At 37.0% G+C, this 15,968-nt stretch carries 18 protein-coding genes and 1 pseudogene; 10 read left to right on the top strand and 9 right to left on the bottom strand.

Features of this window, described 5'->3' with window-relative positions:
* Positions 1 to 282 precede the first annotated feature (282 nt).
* The 7 genes and pseudogenes from NSS70_RS17045 to NSS70_RS20910 all read left to right on the top strand — a co-directional run bounded on the left by NSS70_RS17045 (position 283) and on the right by NSS70_RS20910 (position 6,941).
* Entirely contained in the window at positions 283 to 801 is a 519-nt protein-coding gene (locus NSS70_RS17045) for a general stress protein (RefSeq protein WP_144598223.1), read from the top strand.
* 30 nt (positions 802 to 831) lie between these two features.
* Positions 832 to 1,662, top strand: a complete 831-nt coding sequence (locus NSS70_RS17040; protein WP_340882021.1) for a DUF1835 domain-containing protein — start codon at positions 832 to 834, stop codon at positions 1,660 to 1,662.
* Positions 1,663 to 1,676: 14 nt separating this feature from the next.
* Positions 1,677 to 2,002: pseudogene (locus NSS70_RS17035) on the top strand (YnfA family protein).
* A 535-nt stretch (positions 2,003 to 2,537) separates the two neighbouring features.
* Entirely contained in the window at positions 2,538 to 4,253 is a 1,716-nt protein-coding gene (locus NSS70_RS17030; RefSeq protein ID WP_340882018.1) for a M48 family metallopeptidase, read from the top strand.
* A gap of 458 nt (positions 4,254 to 4,711) precedes the next feature.
* Positions 4,712 to 6,067: an MFS transporter gene (locus tag NSS70_RS17025; RefSeq protein ID WP_063388360.1), complete on the top strand. Its 1,356-nt coding sequence runs from the start codon at positions 4,712 to 4,714 to the stop codon at positions 6,065 to 6,067.
* Positions 6,068 to 6,175: 108 nt separating this feature from the next.
* Positions 6,176 to 6,565: a DUF3237 family protein gene (locus NSS70_RS17020; protein WP_340882016.1), complete on the top strand. Its 390-nt coding sequence runs from the start codon at positions 6,176 to 6,178 to the stop codon at positions 6,563 to 6,565.
* A 289-nt stretch (positions 6,566 to 6,854) separates the two neighbouring features.
* On the top strand, positions 6,855 to 6,941 hold the full coding sequence (locus NSS70_RS20910) for a DinB family protein (protein ID WP_445290602.1): 87 nt from the start codon (positions 6,855 to 6,857) through the stop codon (positions 6,939 to 6,941).
* Between the two features lie 40 nt (positions 6,942 to 6,981).
* On the opposite strand, the gene NSS70_RS17015 is transcribed toward NSS70_RS20910, so the two are convergent.
* The 3 genes from NSS70_RS17015 to NSS70_RS17005 form a co-directional block, all read right to left on the bottom strand.
* Positions 6,982 to 7,470, bottom strand: coding sequence for a DUF1648 domain-containing protein (locus NSS70_RS17015; protein WP_063388359.1), 489 nt, complete (start codon positions 7,468 to 7,470; stop codon positions 6,982 to 6,984).
* Between the two features lie 87 nt (positions 7,471 to 7,557).
* Positions 7,558 to 7,707, bottom strand: coding sequence for a hypothetical protein (locus tag NSS70_RS17010; RefSeq protein WP_339197316.1), 150 nt, complete (start codon positions 7,705 to 7,707; stop codon positions 7,558 to 7,560).
* Positions 7,708 to 7,747: 40 nt separating this feature from the next.
* Positions 7,748 to 8,185, bottom strand: coding sequence for a hypothetical protein (locus NSS70_RS17005; protein ID WP_340882013.1), 438 nt, complete (start codon positions 8,183 to 8,185; stop codon positions 7,748 to 7,750).
* Positions 8,186 to 8,439: 254 nt separating this feature from the next.
* Between NSS70_RS17005 and NSS70_RS17000 the strand changes: the two genes are divergently transcribed.
* Positions 8,440 to 9,198: a MerR family transcriptional regulator gene (locus NSS70_RS17000; protein WP_339193293.1), complete on the top strand. Its 759-nt coding sequence runs from the start codon at positions 8,440 to 8,442 to the stop codon at positions 9,196 to 9,198.
* 660 nt (positions 9,199 to 9,858) lie between these two features.
* On the opposite strand, the gene NSS70_RS16990 is transcribed toward NSS70_RS17000, so the two are convergent.
* From NSS70_RS16990 to NSS70_RS16965, 6 genes are all read right to left on the bottom strand, one after another.
* Complete coding sequence (locus NSS70_RS16990) at positions 9,859 to 10,260, bottom strand: helix-turn-helix domain-containing protein (RefSeq protein WP_340734174.1); 402 nt, start codon at positions 10,258 to 10,260, stop codon at positions 9,859 to 9,861.
* Positions 10,261 to 10,362: 102 nt separating this feature from the next.
* Positions 10,363 to 10,557, bottom strand: a complete 195-nt coding sequence (locus NSS70_RS16985; RefSeq protein ID WP_339197304.1) for a helix-turn-helix domain-containing protein — start codon at positions 10,555 to 10,557, stop codon at positions 10,363 to 10,365.
* Between the two features lie 146 nt (positions 10,558 to 10,703).
* Positions 10,704 to 11,339, bottom strand: coding sequence for an FMN-dependent NADH-azoreductase (locus tag NSS70_RS16980; RefSeq protein WP_063386284.1), 636 nt, complete (start codon positions 11,337 to 11,339; stop codon positions 10,704 to 10,706).
* A gap of 405 nt (positions 11,340 to 11,744) precedes the next feature.
* On the bottom strand, positions 11,745 to 11,948 hold the full coding sequence (locus tag NSS70_RS16975) for a hypothetical protein (RefSeq protein ID WP_063386282.1): 204 nt from the start codon (positions 11,946 to 11,948) through the stop codon (positions 11,745 to 11,747).
* Positions 11,949 to 11,953: 5 nt separating this feature from the next.
* Positions 11,954 to 12,169, bottom strand: coding sequence for a hypothetical protein (locus NSS70_RS16970; protein ID WP_063386281.1), 216 nt, complete (start codon positions 12,167 to 12,169; stop codon positions 11,954 to 11,956).
* Positions 12,170 to 12,885: 716 nt separating this feature from the next.
* Entirely contained in the window at positions 12,886 to 14,088 is a 1,203-nt protein-coding gene (locus NSS70_RS16965; protein ID WP_445290588.1) for a trans-sulfuration enzyme family protein, read from the bottom strand.
* Between the two features lie 150 nt (positions 14,089 to 14,238).
* Between NSS70_RS16965 and NSS70_RS16960 the strand changes: the two genes are divergently transcribed.
* Positions 14,239 to 14,562 (top strand): antibiotic biosynthesis monooxygenase family protein, encoded by a 324-nt coding sequence (locus tag NSS70_RS16960; protein ID WP_063386279.1) that lies wholly within the window; start codon positions 14,239 to 14,241, stop codon positions 14,560 to 14,562.
* Positions 14,563 to 14,777: 215 nt separating this feature from the next.
* A complete protein-coding gene (locus NSS70_RS16955; protein ID WP_311066461.1) occupies positions 14,778 to 15,752 on the top strand; it encodes a bile acid:sodium symporter family protein in 975 nt (324 codons plus the stop codon).
* Positions 15,753 to 15,968 lie beyond the last annotated feature (216 nt).

Below are 15,968 nucleotides of genomic sequence, written 5' to 3'. Positions count from 1 at the left end.
GGGCAATGAATCAATTCAGAATTTTAACCCATTTTTTATTAAAAAATAAAGTACCTTAGTCAATTTTTAAACACTGCGATTCAAGTTGTGTCCTAGATGTTGGCAATGGAAAATTAGGATTGTTCGGTGCGAAAAGCACATAAAGTTTCTCCGTTAAATATCAATGAATACAGCATCTAGTGAAACAAAACAAGAGCTGAGACGTATGAAAATGGTGCTATACCGTATTTACATCCTTAACGATTAATCAGCCATCCGAGACGAAGGAACTAGGTGATGCACTTGAGGGGAAAATTGGAGAAGAGATTTTTCTATTTATATACTGGGGAGGCAATGGCAGCAGTCATTTTTTTTATCATTAGTTTCATTTGGAATAAAGTCTTTGCCCATTTGCATTTATATTCGCTGTACTCTTTTTGGATTTCGTTTTTTCTGTTAGAGTTTCTCTTATTTCAGGGTAGTGTGTATTGGTTTGCAAAATGGAAGCGATTAAAAAAAGAAAATACTGCCATAACTCCTGCTTATATCGTCCATCGATTAAAAAATATAAAGAAATGGAATACACTGTTTATCATCATTTCGCCTTTCATGTTTTTTGTCGATCTAGTCAGATGGTATCCGTCGGTACCTGCAACAGGATTGTACATAGCGGGATTTATTTATGTTTTTGCCATACTTGAGTATATAAACTATTTTCATATTCAGCTTTCATATGACAATTTTTCTGATATGAAGTACCTCTTAAAGTCGAAAAAGCTGAAAAAATCGTGTTTACGTAAAGACTTTGAAAGATTAGGATAAAGTAATAAGATAGCGGAAGGAAGATTATAAATGATACATATTCTGCTTGGCGCTTCACCTTCGGGGAGTTTAAAAATGGTCTTAAGGGATTTAGATGTGGAGAAAAAAGAGCGCGTCATTTCTTTTTGGGAAACATTCTCGGTAGGTCCGATCTGGAGACTGCATGAAGACATTGGAAAAGAAGCGAGATTTCATTGGATAAAAAATAATTTGACGGATGCATACAATGAGTTTCATGAGTATGAACAAAATTTTCAAAAAACAGTCAATGAAATAACAGCGATTCCAGAAGGACCACCTATTATGATATGGATTTCTGACAACGCTCATGAACAGACCGGATTGCGATTTGTTTTATATCTATTGAAGAATAAAAATAATGACATCTTCCTCATCAACACGACAAAGGTATATGGCGAGCTTTTTAAGAAACAAAAAGAAAAATATACTGTTTTGGATACAGGTGAAATTCCTCCTGAAAAGCTCCGATTCATATATGAACAAAGTAAAAATGAACCGCCTCTTTCCCAGCATGAAAGAGAGAATTTTGAAAAGGAATGGCTCGCTCTTGCAAATACTCGCGAAGTATTGCGAATTTGGCAAAACGGAACGATACACAGCGTTTCGGAAGATTATTATGATCTTTTCATAATAAACAGAGCGAAAAAGCTGCATAATGAAATGAAGACGAAGGATTTTATGAAATCAGCTAGATTAATCGGTGAAGTACTGGGGCATCTAGACCAATATGTAGGAGATGAATTCTTGGAATATCGGCTAAGAAAGCTGATTGAAAAGAGAGCTTTTGAAATGGAAGGCAGTCTGGAAGCTATGGCCTTCTATAGTGTTAAATTGCGATAGGAAAGTGGTGAAATATGATTTACGCCATTATTTTATTTATTCTTGCTGGTTTAGCTGAAATTGGCGGAGGGTACTTAGTCTGGCTATGGATACGTGAAGGAAAACACTACTTGTACGGAGTTATTGGTAGTATGATCTTGTTCTATATGGGCTGATCCCTACTTTGCAAAACTTTCCTACATTCGGTAGAGTATATGCCGCTTATGGCGGCGTGTTTATTATTCTTTCTGTTTTGTGGGGATGGTGGGTCGATAAAAAAACTCCTGATATTTACGATTGGATCGGAGCAGGCATTTGTTTAATTGGAGTTTCCATCATGCTTTGGGGTCCAAGACATTAGACTGTCCATTCTGATAGGGATTTTTAATAGAATAGCTGCAATTAAATAATGTGCGAGTGAGTAAGCTTTCTCGGAACATATCGAGCATGAGCAAGACAAATTCCGTATAGGGAGTATGGCATCCTAATTAATTGACAGTTTTAGCGTTATGCTGAATGACTTTTTTCCGGTGATGCCGATAATGTGCGATTTTTTAATAAAGGCTTCAGCTTGCCGTTACACTTCAGAGATATTACAGGCTCTGAATAATGGCAACAAGCGTGGCAGGAAGGTGCAATCAAAATGATTTTTTTGTTTTATTTGAATAACAGATCGCTCTCATTCCCGGCCAATCCAACGAGTCTTTAAAAAATGGACGAAAATCTCCTTAATGTCAAGCGATTGCATTTTTTTTAGTATATAAAAAGATTGCTCGCGATCTTAGGAAGCCCCTGCTGTTGAATTGGTGAAGCGAGGAATTCAATTTTTTAGAAACTTTTATAGGAAAAAAACGTTAATACATATGTAAGGAATATAAAAAAAACGGGGTGTGCTCATGATCTGGGCGTTGGTATTGATTATGCTTGGAGGAGTGTTAGCTGGTTTTTTGCATGTTTGGTTGAAAAAGCGGATATCCTTTTTTCCGTTATTGGTGATAGAAATCGTACTGTTATCTGTTCTTGCAGTCTATTTATTTATAGCATATGAATTAGGTTTTACAATTAGAGCGATGTCTAGCTTTGGATACTCTTTTCTTATGTGTTTAATCACGTTTTCCCATGAATCGGGTTACGAAAAAATAAAAAATGAAGCAAACAGAGTGGAAATTGAAAAGATTGAACTCAATAAACATTCGAGTCGGGTTTGGGTTGATGCGGCATTTGCGATGACATTCATTGGTCTATCTGTCTTATATTTTGTTTTCAATTCATACGATTCTGTTTGGTCTCTTATTTTGTTATATACGAATGTTGTAATGATTTGTCAATTGTTAAAAAAAGCTGTTCTTTATCGAAACCTTGAAGTGTATTTCAGTAAAGAAACAAATTGTATTTACATATTATCGAACATCACAGCGAAACGATATCCGCTTTCAGAACTTTCGGAAGCAAAGCTCGAGTCAAATGTTGATGTACTTAAATTATTCCCATTATTTACGATGTTTTCAACAAATGAAGATTTCACGACAAGTATGGGAAATACATTAAAGTTAGTATTTTCAGGCGAAACTGTCTATTTTAATGCTAAAAACACTTCTTGGCTTACGACCATTGAAAGCCGGGAAGAAAAGGAACTACCGTCGGAAATTGCACAAGTTGAAGTGCTTCCATTTTATCATAAAAAAAATATAAAAAGACTTCTCGGCAAAATGTACTTTGCCATTTCCGTCAAAGGAGTCGGCGCCTACACGACATTGACTGTTATCTTATCACTGCTAAAGGTTCCTATTTGGGCGATCACGATTGCGGTCATTGTTTTGTGGATATTTAATCTTTACATTTCTGATCGATTATTAAAAATTGCATTAGACGTGAAAGAGATAGATGATCCAAATGTTTTAGCTGTTGCAGACAAAGTGCTAAGTCGGGCTGGAATTTCTGATGTGAAAGTTTTTCAAACAGAGGCGAATGAATTAAACGGTTTTGCAACTGGGGCAAACATCGGTCGATCAATGATCGTATTAACGTCGGAAACGTTAAAGCTTCCGTTGGAAGCAATCGAAGCGGTTTTTGCTCATGAAGCTGTGCATGTAAAAAAACGGGATGTCATGATCGGTCAAATTATACGTATACTTGCGCTTTTAGTAATTGTTTTATTTATTTATTGGTTATACCATTCTCTTATACTAAGAAATGAGTCTCTTCTTTTTTACATTGTTTTTGTTCTTATTTTATTCTTTCCTCTTATCCAGTCTCTTCTTTTGCAATGGATGGAAGTGCGGGCAGATCATTTAGGGGCTATATGGCTTGACAACGGAAATGATCAAATGGCAGACGGTTTAACTGCTTTAGCTGTAAAACAAGATGAGTTGACATACAAAGCAGAACGCTACAATTTAAGTAATGAAGAAAAAAATTCATCGATTGAGCGGGATTCATGGTTTTTCAGAGTTCTAGAATTTCAATTTATGATCCACCCGCCAATGTATTGGCGTATTCAATCTTTAAAGGAAACTGGAACGGAATGGAACATGAAAAAAATACGAAAGTGGTGGAAAGAGCGTTTTTACGAATCGCTTCCTGATAAAAAGAATAAAATGGAAAGCATGTGAATCATTTTTATCGTTTGAAATGCTTATTAAAAATTAAACGATAGAAACATAACCCCCATACGAGAAAATGTGACGAATTTTCATATTGAGTCGGCATTTTGAGTGCCGGCTTTTTGTATTTTATGGGTATCCGTTGATCATAATCTTTTTGTCTTTACCTTTTCAAATGCCGGGAAAATCGTAATGAAAGACGAAAACCAATTTGGTCGCTAGCAGTCAGAGTGAGAAATAGAAGAGTATTTGTCAATCTTCTTTTCTGCAGATTTGACCACATAATTTAGGAAAATGAATGTGTTTTTTTCTACAATAAGTAGATAACAATTATGATAATGAGATGCTACAATCAACTTAAAGATAATTCAAAATATTAAGTAAAAGAGAGGTGTTTCGTATAAATTGCAAGCGCTTACTTAAAAAGTAAAATACAAAAAAAATTCTTGATGCAGGAGGTTTGTAATATGAAACGAATTAACCCAATGAACGTAATTGACAACAGCCGCATTCATTCATTCCATATTTGGCTGATTTTCTGGTTATTTATCGTTATTATGTTTGACGGATTTGATGTTGTCATTTACGGTGCTTCTGTCCCGCTGCTTATTAAGGAATGGGGAATTTCGGATGTCACTGCCGGGGCTATTGGCAGCTATACAGTTGTCGGAACAGCAATCGGTGCTGTTTTGTTTGGATTGTTATCGGATAAAATAGGGCGAAAAAATATTATTTTGTTGACTACGTTCTTGTTTAGCTTTTTCACGCTGCTCGCAGGTTTTGCAGCAAATCCTGTCTTATTTACGATCTTTCGTGTCATTGCAGGTGTTGGTCTGGGCGGAGTTATGCCTAATGTCGTTGCAATAGCAACTGAATATTCACCGCGACGGGTTCGCACAGCAATTGTTTCATTCATTTTTTGCGGTTATTCTGCAGGAGCTATTCTGGCAGCGCTTACAAGCAGGCAGCTCCTTCCTACAGTTGGATGGGAGTCAGTATATTGGGTAGGCGGAATTCCCTTATTGTTCATTCCTTTCTTGTTGAAAAGTGTTCCAGAATCCATCGACTTTCTTTTGGAAAAAGGAAAGGAAGAAGAAGCTAAAAAAATTCTTGCCAAAATTGAGCCGGGAATTAGCAGCGATGGGGAATTTGAAAAAAAGGAAAAAGTGAAAGAAGCGGGATCGCCTATTGTCAGTTTGTTTGAGGAAAAACGTGCATTCAGCACCGTTATGTTCTGGATTTCCTGCTTTAGCGCATTTGTATTAATTTATTCCATGAATACATGGCTGCCGCGCCTTATGATGGAAGTTGGCTATGATTTAAGCTCAAGCCTTGCATTTACTGCTGTCATGCAAATTGGAGCGATTGTCGGAACAGTTGTTTTCGGCCCTATAGTTGACCGGCTAGGCTTTAAAAAAGTGCTTGTTCCATTGTTTTTCTGTGGAGCCATTGCACTATCTTTAATCGGTTTTGCCAACAGTACATTCATCGCTTTTGCCCTGATTTCTGTTATTGGTGCAGCATCCGTCGGGGTTCAAAATATGGCGAACGCATTCGTTTCTCAATATTATCCTACTAATATGCGTTCAACAGCTGTAGGAAGTACAATGGCATTTGGCCGTTTAGGCGGAATAGTTGCCCCTACATTTGTCGGGATTTTACTTTCATTAAATTTACAGCCGCAATATAATTTTGCAGCTATTGCCAGTGCAGCAGTGCTTGGCGGTTTAGCAGTATTGTTCATTCAAGAGCAGCATTCAGTCTATTATAAAGAGAAAAAACAATCTGAGTTAATAAATGAAGATGTAGCCGTTGAAAAATAATTTTTGTAAAGTCCCGAGGAGATATTTTCTTCGGGATTTGAAATTATTCTTAGCGGTAAAGCGATTTGTAAAAAATAAAGTCGCTCAACTTTGGAAGGGGAAAGAAAAATGCCAATAAAAATAGAGCATCTGTTAACTGCCAGCATAAAGGTAGAAGAGCCGATTATTATTGGTGATGTTGGATTAGGGATAAGGAGGGTTATTCCGATTATTGGTGGAAGATTTGAAGGCCCTAACATAAAGGGAAGAGTACTTTCCGGAGGAGCCGATTACCAATTAATACGAAAAGATGGGCTGACGGAACTGTTAGCCCATTATACAATTGAAACAGACGACGGAGTGCCTATTTATGTAGTTAATAAAGGATATAGGCACGGACCGAAAGAAATTATGAATAAGTTGATTTGCGGCGAGGAAGTTCCACAAGACTCGTATTATTTTAAAACATCTCCCGTTTTTGAAGTAGGTATAAAAAGTATGATTTCCTTAACAAGATGATATTTGTAGGAGAAGGAATTAGAAAACCGTCCGAAGTACAAGTAGCATTTTATCAAATTCTTTAATTCATATGTTATCGGCCTTTTATCGATTTGCAAAAACAGTGAAAACCGGAAATCTGGATGTATTTGGCGAAAAATTGAAAGAGATGGAAAAAGACTTAAAAAAACTAGCAGAAATGTATACTGAAAGAACAAAAAGCCTGCTAGAATCCGTGACGAATGAGGATCTATAGCGCCAAGTCGATCTTTCCAAAATTTTTGATTCGAAAATGTCTGGATTGCAATGATTGCAAACTGCGATGGCTCATGAAATCCACCATAAAGGGCAGCTTTTCGTCTATGTACGGGAAATACGGATCTTCCACGTTATGTGATGCGCGGTTGATGAAAGGAACCAGATGATTATCAACAGAGTCACCTCGTTTCTTTCAGGACTTTGTTTGTGCGGAAAGCAAAATAAATCGATGTCCCTAGTATGACAATTAAGAAAATATAAAGCGGATAGACTCCAAGACCATCTGCTTTTCCGAGTGCAACTTGAGCAGTTCGCCAGACCCCGAATAAAAAGAAATAAACTATTTCTGCTTGCAATAAACGGATGTAAATCCTTCCTTGATTATAAAGAAGCTTTTTTTGTTCTTTTGTAGCATTGTACTGATAATAAAATGCGTCGGGAATGCGGGACAATAATGTTGTCAAGATAAATATTCCTAGTCCTGTAAAAGGCAGAACAAGAATGAAGCCTTTTCCGCCGAATCCATCCGGTTCGCCTTTGAAATTGAAATGCCGTGGTATAGTATCCGGCAAATGCTCCCAAATGAAAATGACGTAAATGAACATTGCTGAAAGCCCAATAATTGAAAGTGTCAAAAGAACATTTTCAATTTTCTTTTTTTTCTCCACAGAGAAAACCTCCGTTTTCCATTATCGATGTTTTCATACGTATTCACCGTTTGTTTTGTTTCATTTAATCGCAGCTGCAGGATTCTATTATTCATTTACATCCCAAGTAACTGTAAAGCTTCCTTTCAGCTTGTCGCCTGTGACGATGATATGGTAGATGCTTTTTTCTGCCGCTTTGATTTGATATGTGCTTTCGTCGACTTCTTTCATGGCGACAACGTCACCGTCTTTGTTCAATACATGAAAACCATGTCCGCCTCCGTTATTGTTTTGAATTTTAACGGAAAAACGTAATCGTTTGACCTTTTTCCGCATAAATCGGAATGGCGTGTTCTCCGTGGAAATAGTCGAAAAGTGCGATATAGCTTGAATTCCTTTTCCATTCGCGCCAATCTTTTTTTACAGTAAAATCCGTGTTTAAAATAATACACAAAATAAACGGAGCACAGATTGCAAAAATATATTTAAAAAATACGTTTTTTCGCGCCATGTATGTTCCAAAATAAAAAACTAATGAACAAAGAGCTCCGACTGTTCCGCCAACAATCACCATCATCCATCCGAAAGGCAAAAAAATGAGATATCCTGCCAAAACGTAAAAGGCAATTTTAATGGTTCCAGTGATTTTAGGAATTTTCACAGCTAGCAGGTCAATAAAAATAGAACAAATTATTCCGTATCCGTAAAAAATGCTCCAAAGATAAGGGTTATTCAAATCTTTTGAAACTCCATACAAGTCAAAATCAGCTGCAATGAAAAAAACAGTAAAAAAAATAAACAGCGAGAATCCGGCGCCGGTGAATTTGGGTTTAACATAAGAAATAGCATTGAGGATATTTTTTTGTAAAAACACTAAGTGATCACAGCCTTATTTTATTTTCTCAATATTATGTTTATTATAACATTAATTTTTCTCTGTACATTGACGTTGCGTAAAGGTTTATGATGATCTTGTCAGGAGGTGAAAGGATGGAATATACGGTAAAACAATTAGCAGAATTGACCGGAGTTACAACAAGGACATTGCGATATTACAATGAAATTGGGCTTCTTATGCCAGCGAAAATCAATTCATCCGGATATCGCATATATGGGGAAAAAGAGGTTGATAAACTGCAGCAAATTCTTTTTTATCGAGAGCTTGGAGTTGATTTAGATACAATTAAAAAAATCATCAATTCACCATCCTTCGACAGCATGAAAGCTTTAAAGGAACACCGCGAAAAGCTTCTTGCAAAACGCAGGCAGCTAGATTCATTAATCGCAAATGTGGAGAAAACAATAGCGGCAAAGGAAGGAAGGATCACGATGAGCGATAAAGAGAAATTTGAAGCTTTTAAACAAAAATTAATTGAAGAAAATGAAAGAAAATATGGGCATGAAGTTAGAGAAAAATATGGAGGCGAAGTCGTCGATCGATCTAATCAAAAACTGAAAAACATGACAAAAGAGCAGTTCGAACAGCTGAAACAGCTTGAGGAAGAGGTCTTGAATACACTGAATAAAGCATTTGTAACTGGAGATCCAGCGAGCGAGCTGGCACAGAAGGCAGCTGATTTGCATCGTCAATGGCTCTGCTATTTTTGGGATCATTATACGAAGGAAGCTCATAGAGGAGTAACAGAGATGTATGTAGCAGATGAAAGATTTAAAGCGTATTATGATAAAAAACATCTTGGAGCAGCGGAATTTTTAAGAGATGCAGTTCGAATTTATACCATGAATTGAAAAGAATTTTTTACAATTCGGTCTTTGGAATGCTTTCTTTGATGAACCATATTTTAATTCTGTGACATCAACTACCCATTTTTCATTTGGCTTTTCCGCTGTGAATTCACGATTCAATATATTTTCTGCAACATGTTGAGGAGTAGATCGCTTATAAGATTTCTTCTTTTTTCGAATAACAGATTGTATACCGGCAACTTTCATCAGTCTTTATGATTGAAGTTCTGACCAAGCTTTCGATTTATATTCAACGTCATCCGACGGTAACCATAGATGCCGTCAACTTGTTTTTTGCAAAATAAAAGTGCAGAGAATTGCAAAATCCTTATGCAGTGATTTGCAATGGGGCTTTACATGGAGGAGGAGCCATGATAACCTTTTTGGTTTTGCCAAAACTGTTGAATCTGGCGCTTGGCTAAAGAATCATGGCTACAGAGGATCCATGTCAAGCCCTTGATGGATAGATCACATATCTGTATATTTATTCAAAATTTTGAAAAAGATATACTGCAACACTCTGTATTTTTTTCTTGCAGAAAACAGTCAACTTTCTCATGGAGAACTTTCATCTCTTTTACGATTTCTTCATTCTGAAGTTCTCGGGAGGAAGGCGAACGTTTTAACCACTTATAGTAAGCAGCCCGTGAAATACCGGCGATTTCACATAATAAGATTATGCTTAGGGTTTTCTTTCTCGTGAAGTTCCCGGATTGCGATATACTTGTCTTCAAAACGGATTTGGTTTACTTTCGCCTCCTTTCGATTTCCTCTAACTTTCTTAAAAAGATTCTCCGCACGTAAGCGTTCATTTTCTCTTTCTAACTTTTTCATCTCCAGTTTCATTTTTTCTTCTGGAGATAACTTTGCTTCTTCTTTTTTTCTTCCTCGTTTGTCTTTCAGCGCTTCTTCTTTACCATTTTCATACTTCTTCACCCATTGATATACTTGTTGATAAGAAACTTCATAAGTCTCTGCTGTTTTTTTATAATCTTTTCCGTTTCCTAAACAATCAAGCACAATTTGTATCCGTTCATTGCAAGTCGTTTTTCTTCCTTTAGTCATAGAGCTTGTCTTTCCTTTCGACGTTAAATCTCTATGGCTATTATACTTCTTCATCCATCGTTGAAGTACCGATCTACTAATACCATATGTCCTGACAATCTCTTACTGTGAGAACTCACCAGATAAATAATCTTTTACAGCTGCTTCAGCTGCTTCCTTAAAACCTTTCCAAGAATTTGAACGTTCTAGACCCTCTATTCCAAATTCCTCAAATTCATTTATCCATTGCCTTAAAGAATATTTAGTAATTTGATGCCTTTTACAAAGCTCTTGATATAGTACATTCTCGGTTTTCATATGCAAGTAAAACTTCAAGTTTGAACTCTGTAGTATATTGCTTATACATAGAAAAACTCCCCCTAAGGTAAAACAGATTTTTTATATTTTAATCTGTCTACCTTAAGGGGAGCATATCATGAAAGATCAGCCTCTTTATTTTTTACTTAAAACGTATGCGCTAAATCTTTTGCTCTCGCAATTGCGTTTTGTTTAATTTCCTCTGCTTTTTCAGGTTGAGCAGCATGTCCTTCTACAAACAAGCCTTCAAATGAAGGAACACCGAAAAATTGCATCACAACAGCCAAATAGCGGTGACCCATTTCCATTTGAGCTGCTGGACCTTCTGAATAAATGCCTCCACGCGCTTGAATATGCAGGGCTTTTTTATCAGTCAATAACCCAACAGATCCTTGTTCAGTGTATTTAAACGTTTTGCCTGCAACTGCAACTGCATCAATATATGCTTTCAAGACGGGCGGAAATGAAAAATTCCATAAAGGTGTAACAAAAACGTATTTATCCGCTTCAATAAATTGTTCACAAAGCTCTGAAAGACGTCCAACTTTCGCTTTTTCCTCGGAAGTAAGCTCATCTAAGCTTTTTCCGGATCTCAGTTTCCCCCAGCCATTTAATACATCAGCATCGATTTGGGGAATATATTCTTTATATAAATCAAGGTGAATTACTTCATGGTCAGGATTCGCTTCTTTATAGGTTTCGATAAAAGCCTTTCCTGCTGCCAAACTGTAAGATTGGGTGTCATCAAGTGGATGTGCTGTAATGTACAATACTTTTGTCAACGTAAACCTTCCTCTCTTGGTGCAATTTTAGTTTTTAGTGAAAAAATAAAATTTATAAATTTTTATTTTGAAAATATTTATTTCGAGATAATTTTATAGGAATTTGTTTTAGATTTCAAATGATTTGTTTGCAAAAAAATTTATCCAAATTTAGTCAAATAATTTGTTTTCAGCTGTCTAATTTGTTTTTCACGTCTTATCGGTCAATAAACATGGCTGATCTGCGAATGAGCCTTGATCAGTTATTTTTGATTTTGAACGCTTTCGCCGTGAAAACCGTTTTTCATCCATTTGTTTGGAATATAATTTATTATTCCCTGTAATGTGAAGCTTAGCTATTGCCATTTTCTCCTCAAATGATAAGGCAGCATTTTCTTTACGGAAAGGCGGAGTAAATGCCCGTTTCTAAATTCTTTTCCAATAATCCCATCGTCCTTCATTTATTTCTTTTTCGATTGTTTTAATATATTTCTTTAGTTCAACGGGCATCTCGTCATTTTCCAGCTCATCCATTGTAAAAGTAATCATTTGCGCACCGCTGAAATCCATGACCTGTACAACTCTTTGCCGACCTTTAAAATATGTTAGCATAATGTGATATCTACCCATTCGTTTCACCCTATTTTTCGTTTTTTTATGGGACCAATTGAAAGAATGTTGGATCGTTTAAACGTTCGGAAAGTTTTTCGAAAGTGGCAGTAAGCGCGAATGTATTTATCGTTAAAGTCTTTTACTGTAATCAATCTTTCTGTTATTACCCCTTGATCGGTCATGTAGATCATCTTTAAAGCAAAACCGTACTTTTTGGCATTCAGCAGCAAACCGTTCATGATTTTCACCTCACAAAAAAGAACGTTTGTTCTATTTTTATTATATGCGAATATATGTTCTGATATGAAGAAGAAAATTTTGGAACGATTCATTTTTTTGGGCATCTTTCTTTAGAATGGAATGGCAGAGATTGAAATCACATGGAGAAGGGAATGCTGTTTTTTTCGAGAAGCGTGCAAGTGGGGAAGTTAAAATCATTTTAAATAAAAAATAGCTGTCAAGCGGGCCTCTATATCGATGATTTATTGACAACACATGCTGTCTTGGAGTGCGTATGTAAAACAAATCAGCTTAACTTTAAGAAGCGAGGCGGAGTGCTGTGTTGACATAACTCATCTGCTCCAAGGATGGGGAGAAACTAATCTTATTTACTATTAATACGGCAAAATTTACATCCCATTAAATAGAACTGATGAAGCAGTTATTTTTTATCATAAGCTGCCAAAGCTTGTTCAGGTAGTGTGTTCAATAGTGATATTTAGAAATGATAGATTTCGAGTGTTTCAAATTGCAAGATGTATGTTTAATAAAATCAAGATTTTTCTGCAAGCACTAGCTCCTAAAATGAAATGCATTTTTAATTGAGGCTGTACAGAAAGTCAAATCTCCATTGAAAACAAAAAATCATAAACTTTCAAAAAGATGAAAGGGGGCGTCAATAAGCCGATAAAACGGCTTATTAGACAGCCCCCGCCATTGTCCGCACATTCCTTCATTAAATTTTTTGCAGAGCTTGTCTGACATCTTCTTTTAAATCTTCGATATGTTCTATGCCGACAGAGAAGCGCACGAAGTTTGCCGGGATTCCTGCGAGCTGCATTTGTTCTTCGTTCATTGTTCCTTCCCACATCGCTGCTGTATGTACAACGAGAGACTCGACTCCGCCAAGGCTTACAGCGTTAGGAGGAAGCTTTAATGCGGAAACAAAGCGCTGTGTTTCAGCATAACCGCCCTTAATGGAAAAGGCAATAACGGCACCAAAGCCTTTCATTTGCCGCTTAGCAAGCTCGTGCTGCGGATGGCTTGGCAGCCCCGGATAATATACCCGTTCAACTTGAGGCTGATTCTCAAGAAATTCGGCTAACGCCAAAGCGTTCGCGTTAATCCGTTCGATCCGCATAGGAAGCGTGCGCAAGCCTCTCAGCAATAGCCAACCATCCATTGGCGAAAGCACTGAACCGATGGAAATATGCGTATTCCAAATACGTTCAGCTAATTCCTCGTTTGTGCAAATTACGCCAGCTGTCAAATCATGATGGCCGCCCATGTATTTTGTTGCACTATGGACAACAACATCAACCCCAAAGTCATGTGGACGCTGATTGATAGGGGAAGCAAACGTATTATCTGCGACAACGATAATTCCATGTTGGCGGGCAAGATCACACACTGCAGCTAAATCTGTCAATACCAATGTAGGATTGGCAGGCGTCTCAATCATAATAAGTTTTGTATTCGGACGAATTGCCTTTTCAAACGCAGAAGTGTCGGATTGGTCAACGAACGTCACGTCAACACCAAATTTCGGCAGCAGCTCATCCATAATTTTCGTTGTGCTCATATAATGATTTTTTTGGGCAATCACATGATCGCCTGCTGCTACAAGCGATAAAATAGTTGTCGCTATCGCTCCCATACCAGAGCCGGTTACTAAGGCTGTTTCAGTTCCTTCAAGATCTGCTACAATTTTTTGAACCCGTTCATGCACTGGGTTTCCGTAACGTGTGTAATATCGCGGATGACGAGGTGTTCCAGCAATTTCAGAAAATTCGCTTGCACTATGTGCCTGGAATGTTGCGGAATAGTAAATAGCAGGATTGACTCCTTTTTCGTCCGTTATAGAATCGTCGCCATGGATGACAATTGTTTCATCTCTGAGTGCTTGAGGATTCCGTTGTTCTTGTTCATTTCTTTTCATTATTTATTTCTCCCTTAAATCAAAGTAATTTTATAGATATTATATATCTATTATTAAAAAAAATAAAACTAGTTTGAGAATTCATTTTTGTTCATTATATGATAAAACAGTATGAAACTTTTCGTTTTGATAAGAAAGGGTGCTTGAAAAATGAATTATACAAAACGTTTAAACGAGTATTACGCCGTGATTTTCACATCGGAAAGAACAGAAGGGGACAATGGTTATGAGGAAATGGCAAAGGAAATGGATCAATTGGTGTCCAAACAGCCCGGTTTTTTAGGAGCAGAGAGTGCAAGAAATGAGAATGGGTACGGAATTACAGTTTCATATTGGGAATCATTGGATGATATCAAACGCTGGAAAGAAAATGCTTTGCATAAAGCGGCGCAGGATAAAGGCAGGAAGGAATGGTATAAACGTTATACAATCAGAATTTGCAAAGTAGAAGAGGAAAGGGTTTTCCATATTTGATAGATACTATAGCCCAGAAGAATGGCCGCTTCCCTAAAAAACCAAGGGAAAAGCATGAGACTAGGTTCATAGTAACTTCGCAAAATGTTTTGACATAGCGCTGGATTGGTGAGAAAAAATTGCATATTATATAATGAAGTAAAGATTGTTCACTATTTGTGAACATTAGGATTGCGCAACTTTTCATTTTAGCTTAACACTGGAGAGAGAGAAAAATGTTAAAAAACATAAACAGCATAATGGAAAAGATGCTTCCTTTTTTAACCCCGTCAAGTGTTGTGATCGGGATTGTATTTTCAACTATATTTGACGATTTTTCTCAGCTTGTTCCGTGGATTTTTGCTTTTATTACGTTTGCGGGCAGTTTAAATCTTAGTTTTCATGCGTTTAAGCAGGCTCTTTTGCATCCGCTGCCGATTTTCGTCGTTCTTTTGCTGCTTCATCTTTTCATCCCGCTTTGGGCGTTTGCTGTCGGCCATCTTGCTTTTCAAGAAGACAGCTTCACAATCATTGGTTTAGTTTTGGCCGTGATCATTCCAACTGGTGTTACAAGCTTTATTTGGGTATCAATCCATAAAGGAAATTTGGCTTTAGCTCTTGCTGTTATATTAATAGATACGTTTATTTCTCCTTTTGTCGTTCCTGCCAGTTTATTAGTATTGGTGGAGAGAACGGTAGAAATCGACGTATGGAATATGATGTCTGGCTTATTTTTCATGATTATCCTGCCTTCCATTTTAGGAATGCTTGTAAATGAGTGGACGAAAAAAGAATTGAAACAGCGTATTGCAGCCGTTTTAAGTCCGTTTTCGAAAATAGCCTTATCGCTTGTAGTGATCATCAACAGCGCGATAGTAGCTCCTTATTTGGCGAACCCGAATAAAAAATTAATTTTGATTGGTTTTTTCGTTTTTTTGATTGCTACAAGCGGCTACTTTTTTTCATGGATGGCCGGGCGTCTATTAAAATTTCAACAGGATGATATCATCACTTTAACGTTTACGGGCGGAATGAGGAATATTAGCGCCGGTGCAGTGCTTGCGATCACTTATTTTCCGCCGCAAGTGGCGGTACCGGTTGTCTTAGGCATGCTTTTTCAGCAGGTTTTAGCTTCTTTTTATGGACGCATGCTTGAAAAAGTTTATCACCATGCGCTTACTGAAAAAAAGTATGCGGCAAATGCAAAATGAACGCTTTTATGCAAAAAAGCATTAATAAAACGTTATGTGAGCATCCCCTTCAATTAAGGCATTTCTGCCTATATTGAAGGGGTTTTTTAAGGGCAATTTCAGGCATTGATGTGTTAATTATTTTATTCGCCAATTGGACGCAGAACTGGTAAGGAGCATCAATAATGACGTTACATGAATCAGCATTTTTTAATAGTATTTTAGTAATATTCACAA

Origin of the sequence: Aeribacillus sp. FSL K6-2848, assembly GCF_038004325.1 — a bacterium.
Taxonomy (GTDB): domain Bacteria; phylum Bacillota; class Bacilli; order Bacillales; family Aeribacillaceae; genus Aeribacillus; species Aeribacillus composti.
The sequence above is the reverse complement of the archived record's forward strand: the minus strand, read 5'-3'. Positions and strand labels throughout refer to the sequence as shown.

Coding starts and splice junctions, on each gene's coding strand:
- NSS70_RS17040 (WP_340882021.1), top strand. CDS start 832: ATGATACATATTCTGCTTGGCGCTTCACCTTCGGGGAGTTTAAAAATG.
- NSS70_RS17030 (WP_340882018.1), top strand. CDS start 2,538: ATGATCTGGGCGTTGGTATTGATTATGCTTGGAGGAGTGTTAGCTGGT.
- NSS70_RS17025 (WP_063388360.1), top strand. CDS start 4,712: ATGAAACGAATTAACCCAATGAACGTAATTGACAACAGCCGCATTCAT.
- NSS70_RS17020 (WP_340882016.1), top strand. CDS start 6,176: ATGCCAATAAAAATAGAGCATCTGTTAACTGCCAGCATAAAGGTAGAA.
- NSS70_RS17000 (WP_339193293.1), top strand. CDS start 8,440: ATGGAATATACGGTAAAACAATTAGCAGAATTGACCGGAGTTACAACA.
- NSS70_RS16990 (WP_340734174.1), bottom strand. CDS start 10,260: ATGACTAAAGGAAGAAAAACGACTTGCAATGAACGGATACAAATTGTG.
- NSS70_RS16985 (WP_339197304.1), bottom strand. CDS start 10,557: ATGAAAACCGAGAATGTACTATATCAAGAGCTTTGTAAAAGGCATCAA.
- NSS70_RS16975 (WP_063386282.1), bottom strand. CDS start 11,948: ATGGGTAGATATCACATTATGCTAACATATTTTAAAGGTCGGCAAAGA.
- NSS70_RS16970 (WP_063386281.1), bottom strand. CDS start 12,169: ATGAACGGTTTGCTGCTGAATGCCAAAAAGTACGGTTTTGCTTTAAAG.
- NSS70_RS16965 (WP_445290588.1), bottom strand. CDS start 14,088: ATGAAAAGAAATGAACAAGAACAACGGAATCCTCAAGCACTCAGAGAT.
- NSS70_RS16960 (WP_063386279.1), top strand. CDS start 14,239: ATGAATTATACAAAACGTTTAAACGAGTATTACGCCGTGATTTTCACA.
- NSS70_RS16955 (WP_311066461.1), top strand. CDS start 14,778: ATGTTAAAAAACATAAACAGCATAATGGAAAAGATGCTTCCTTTTTTA.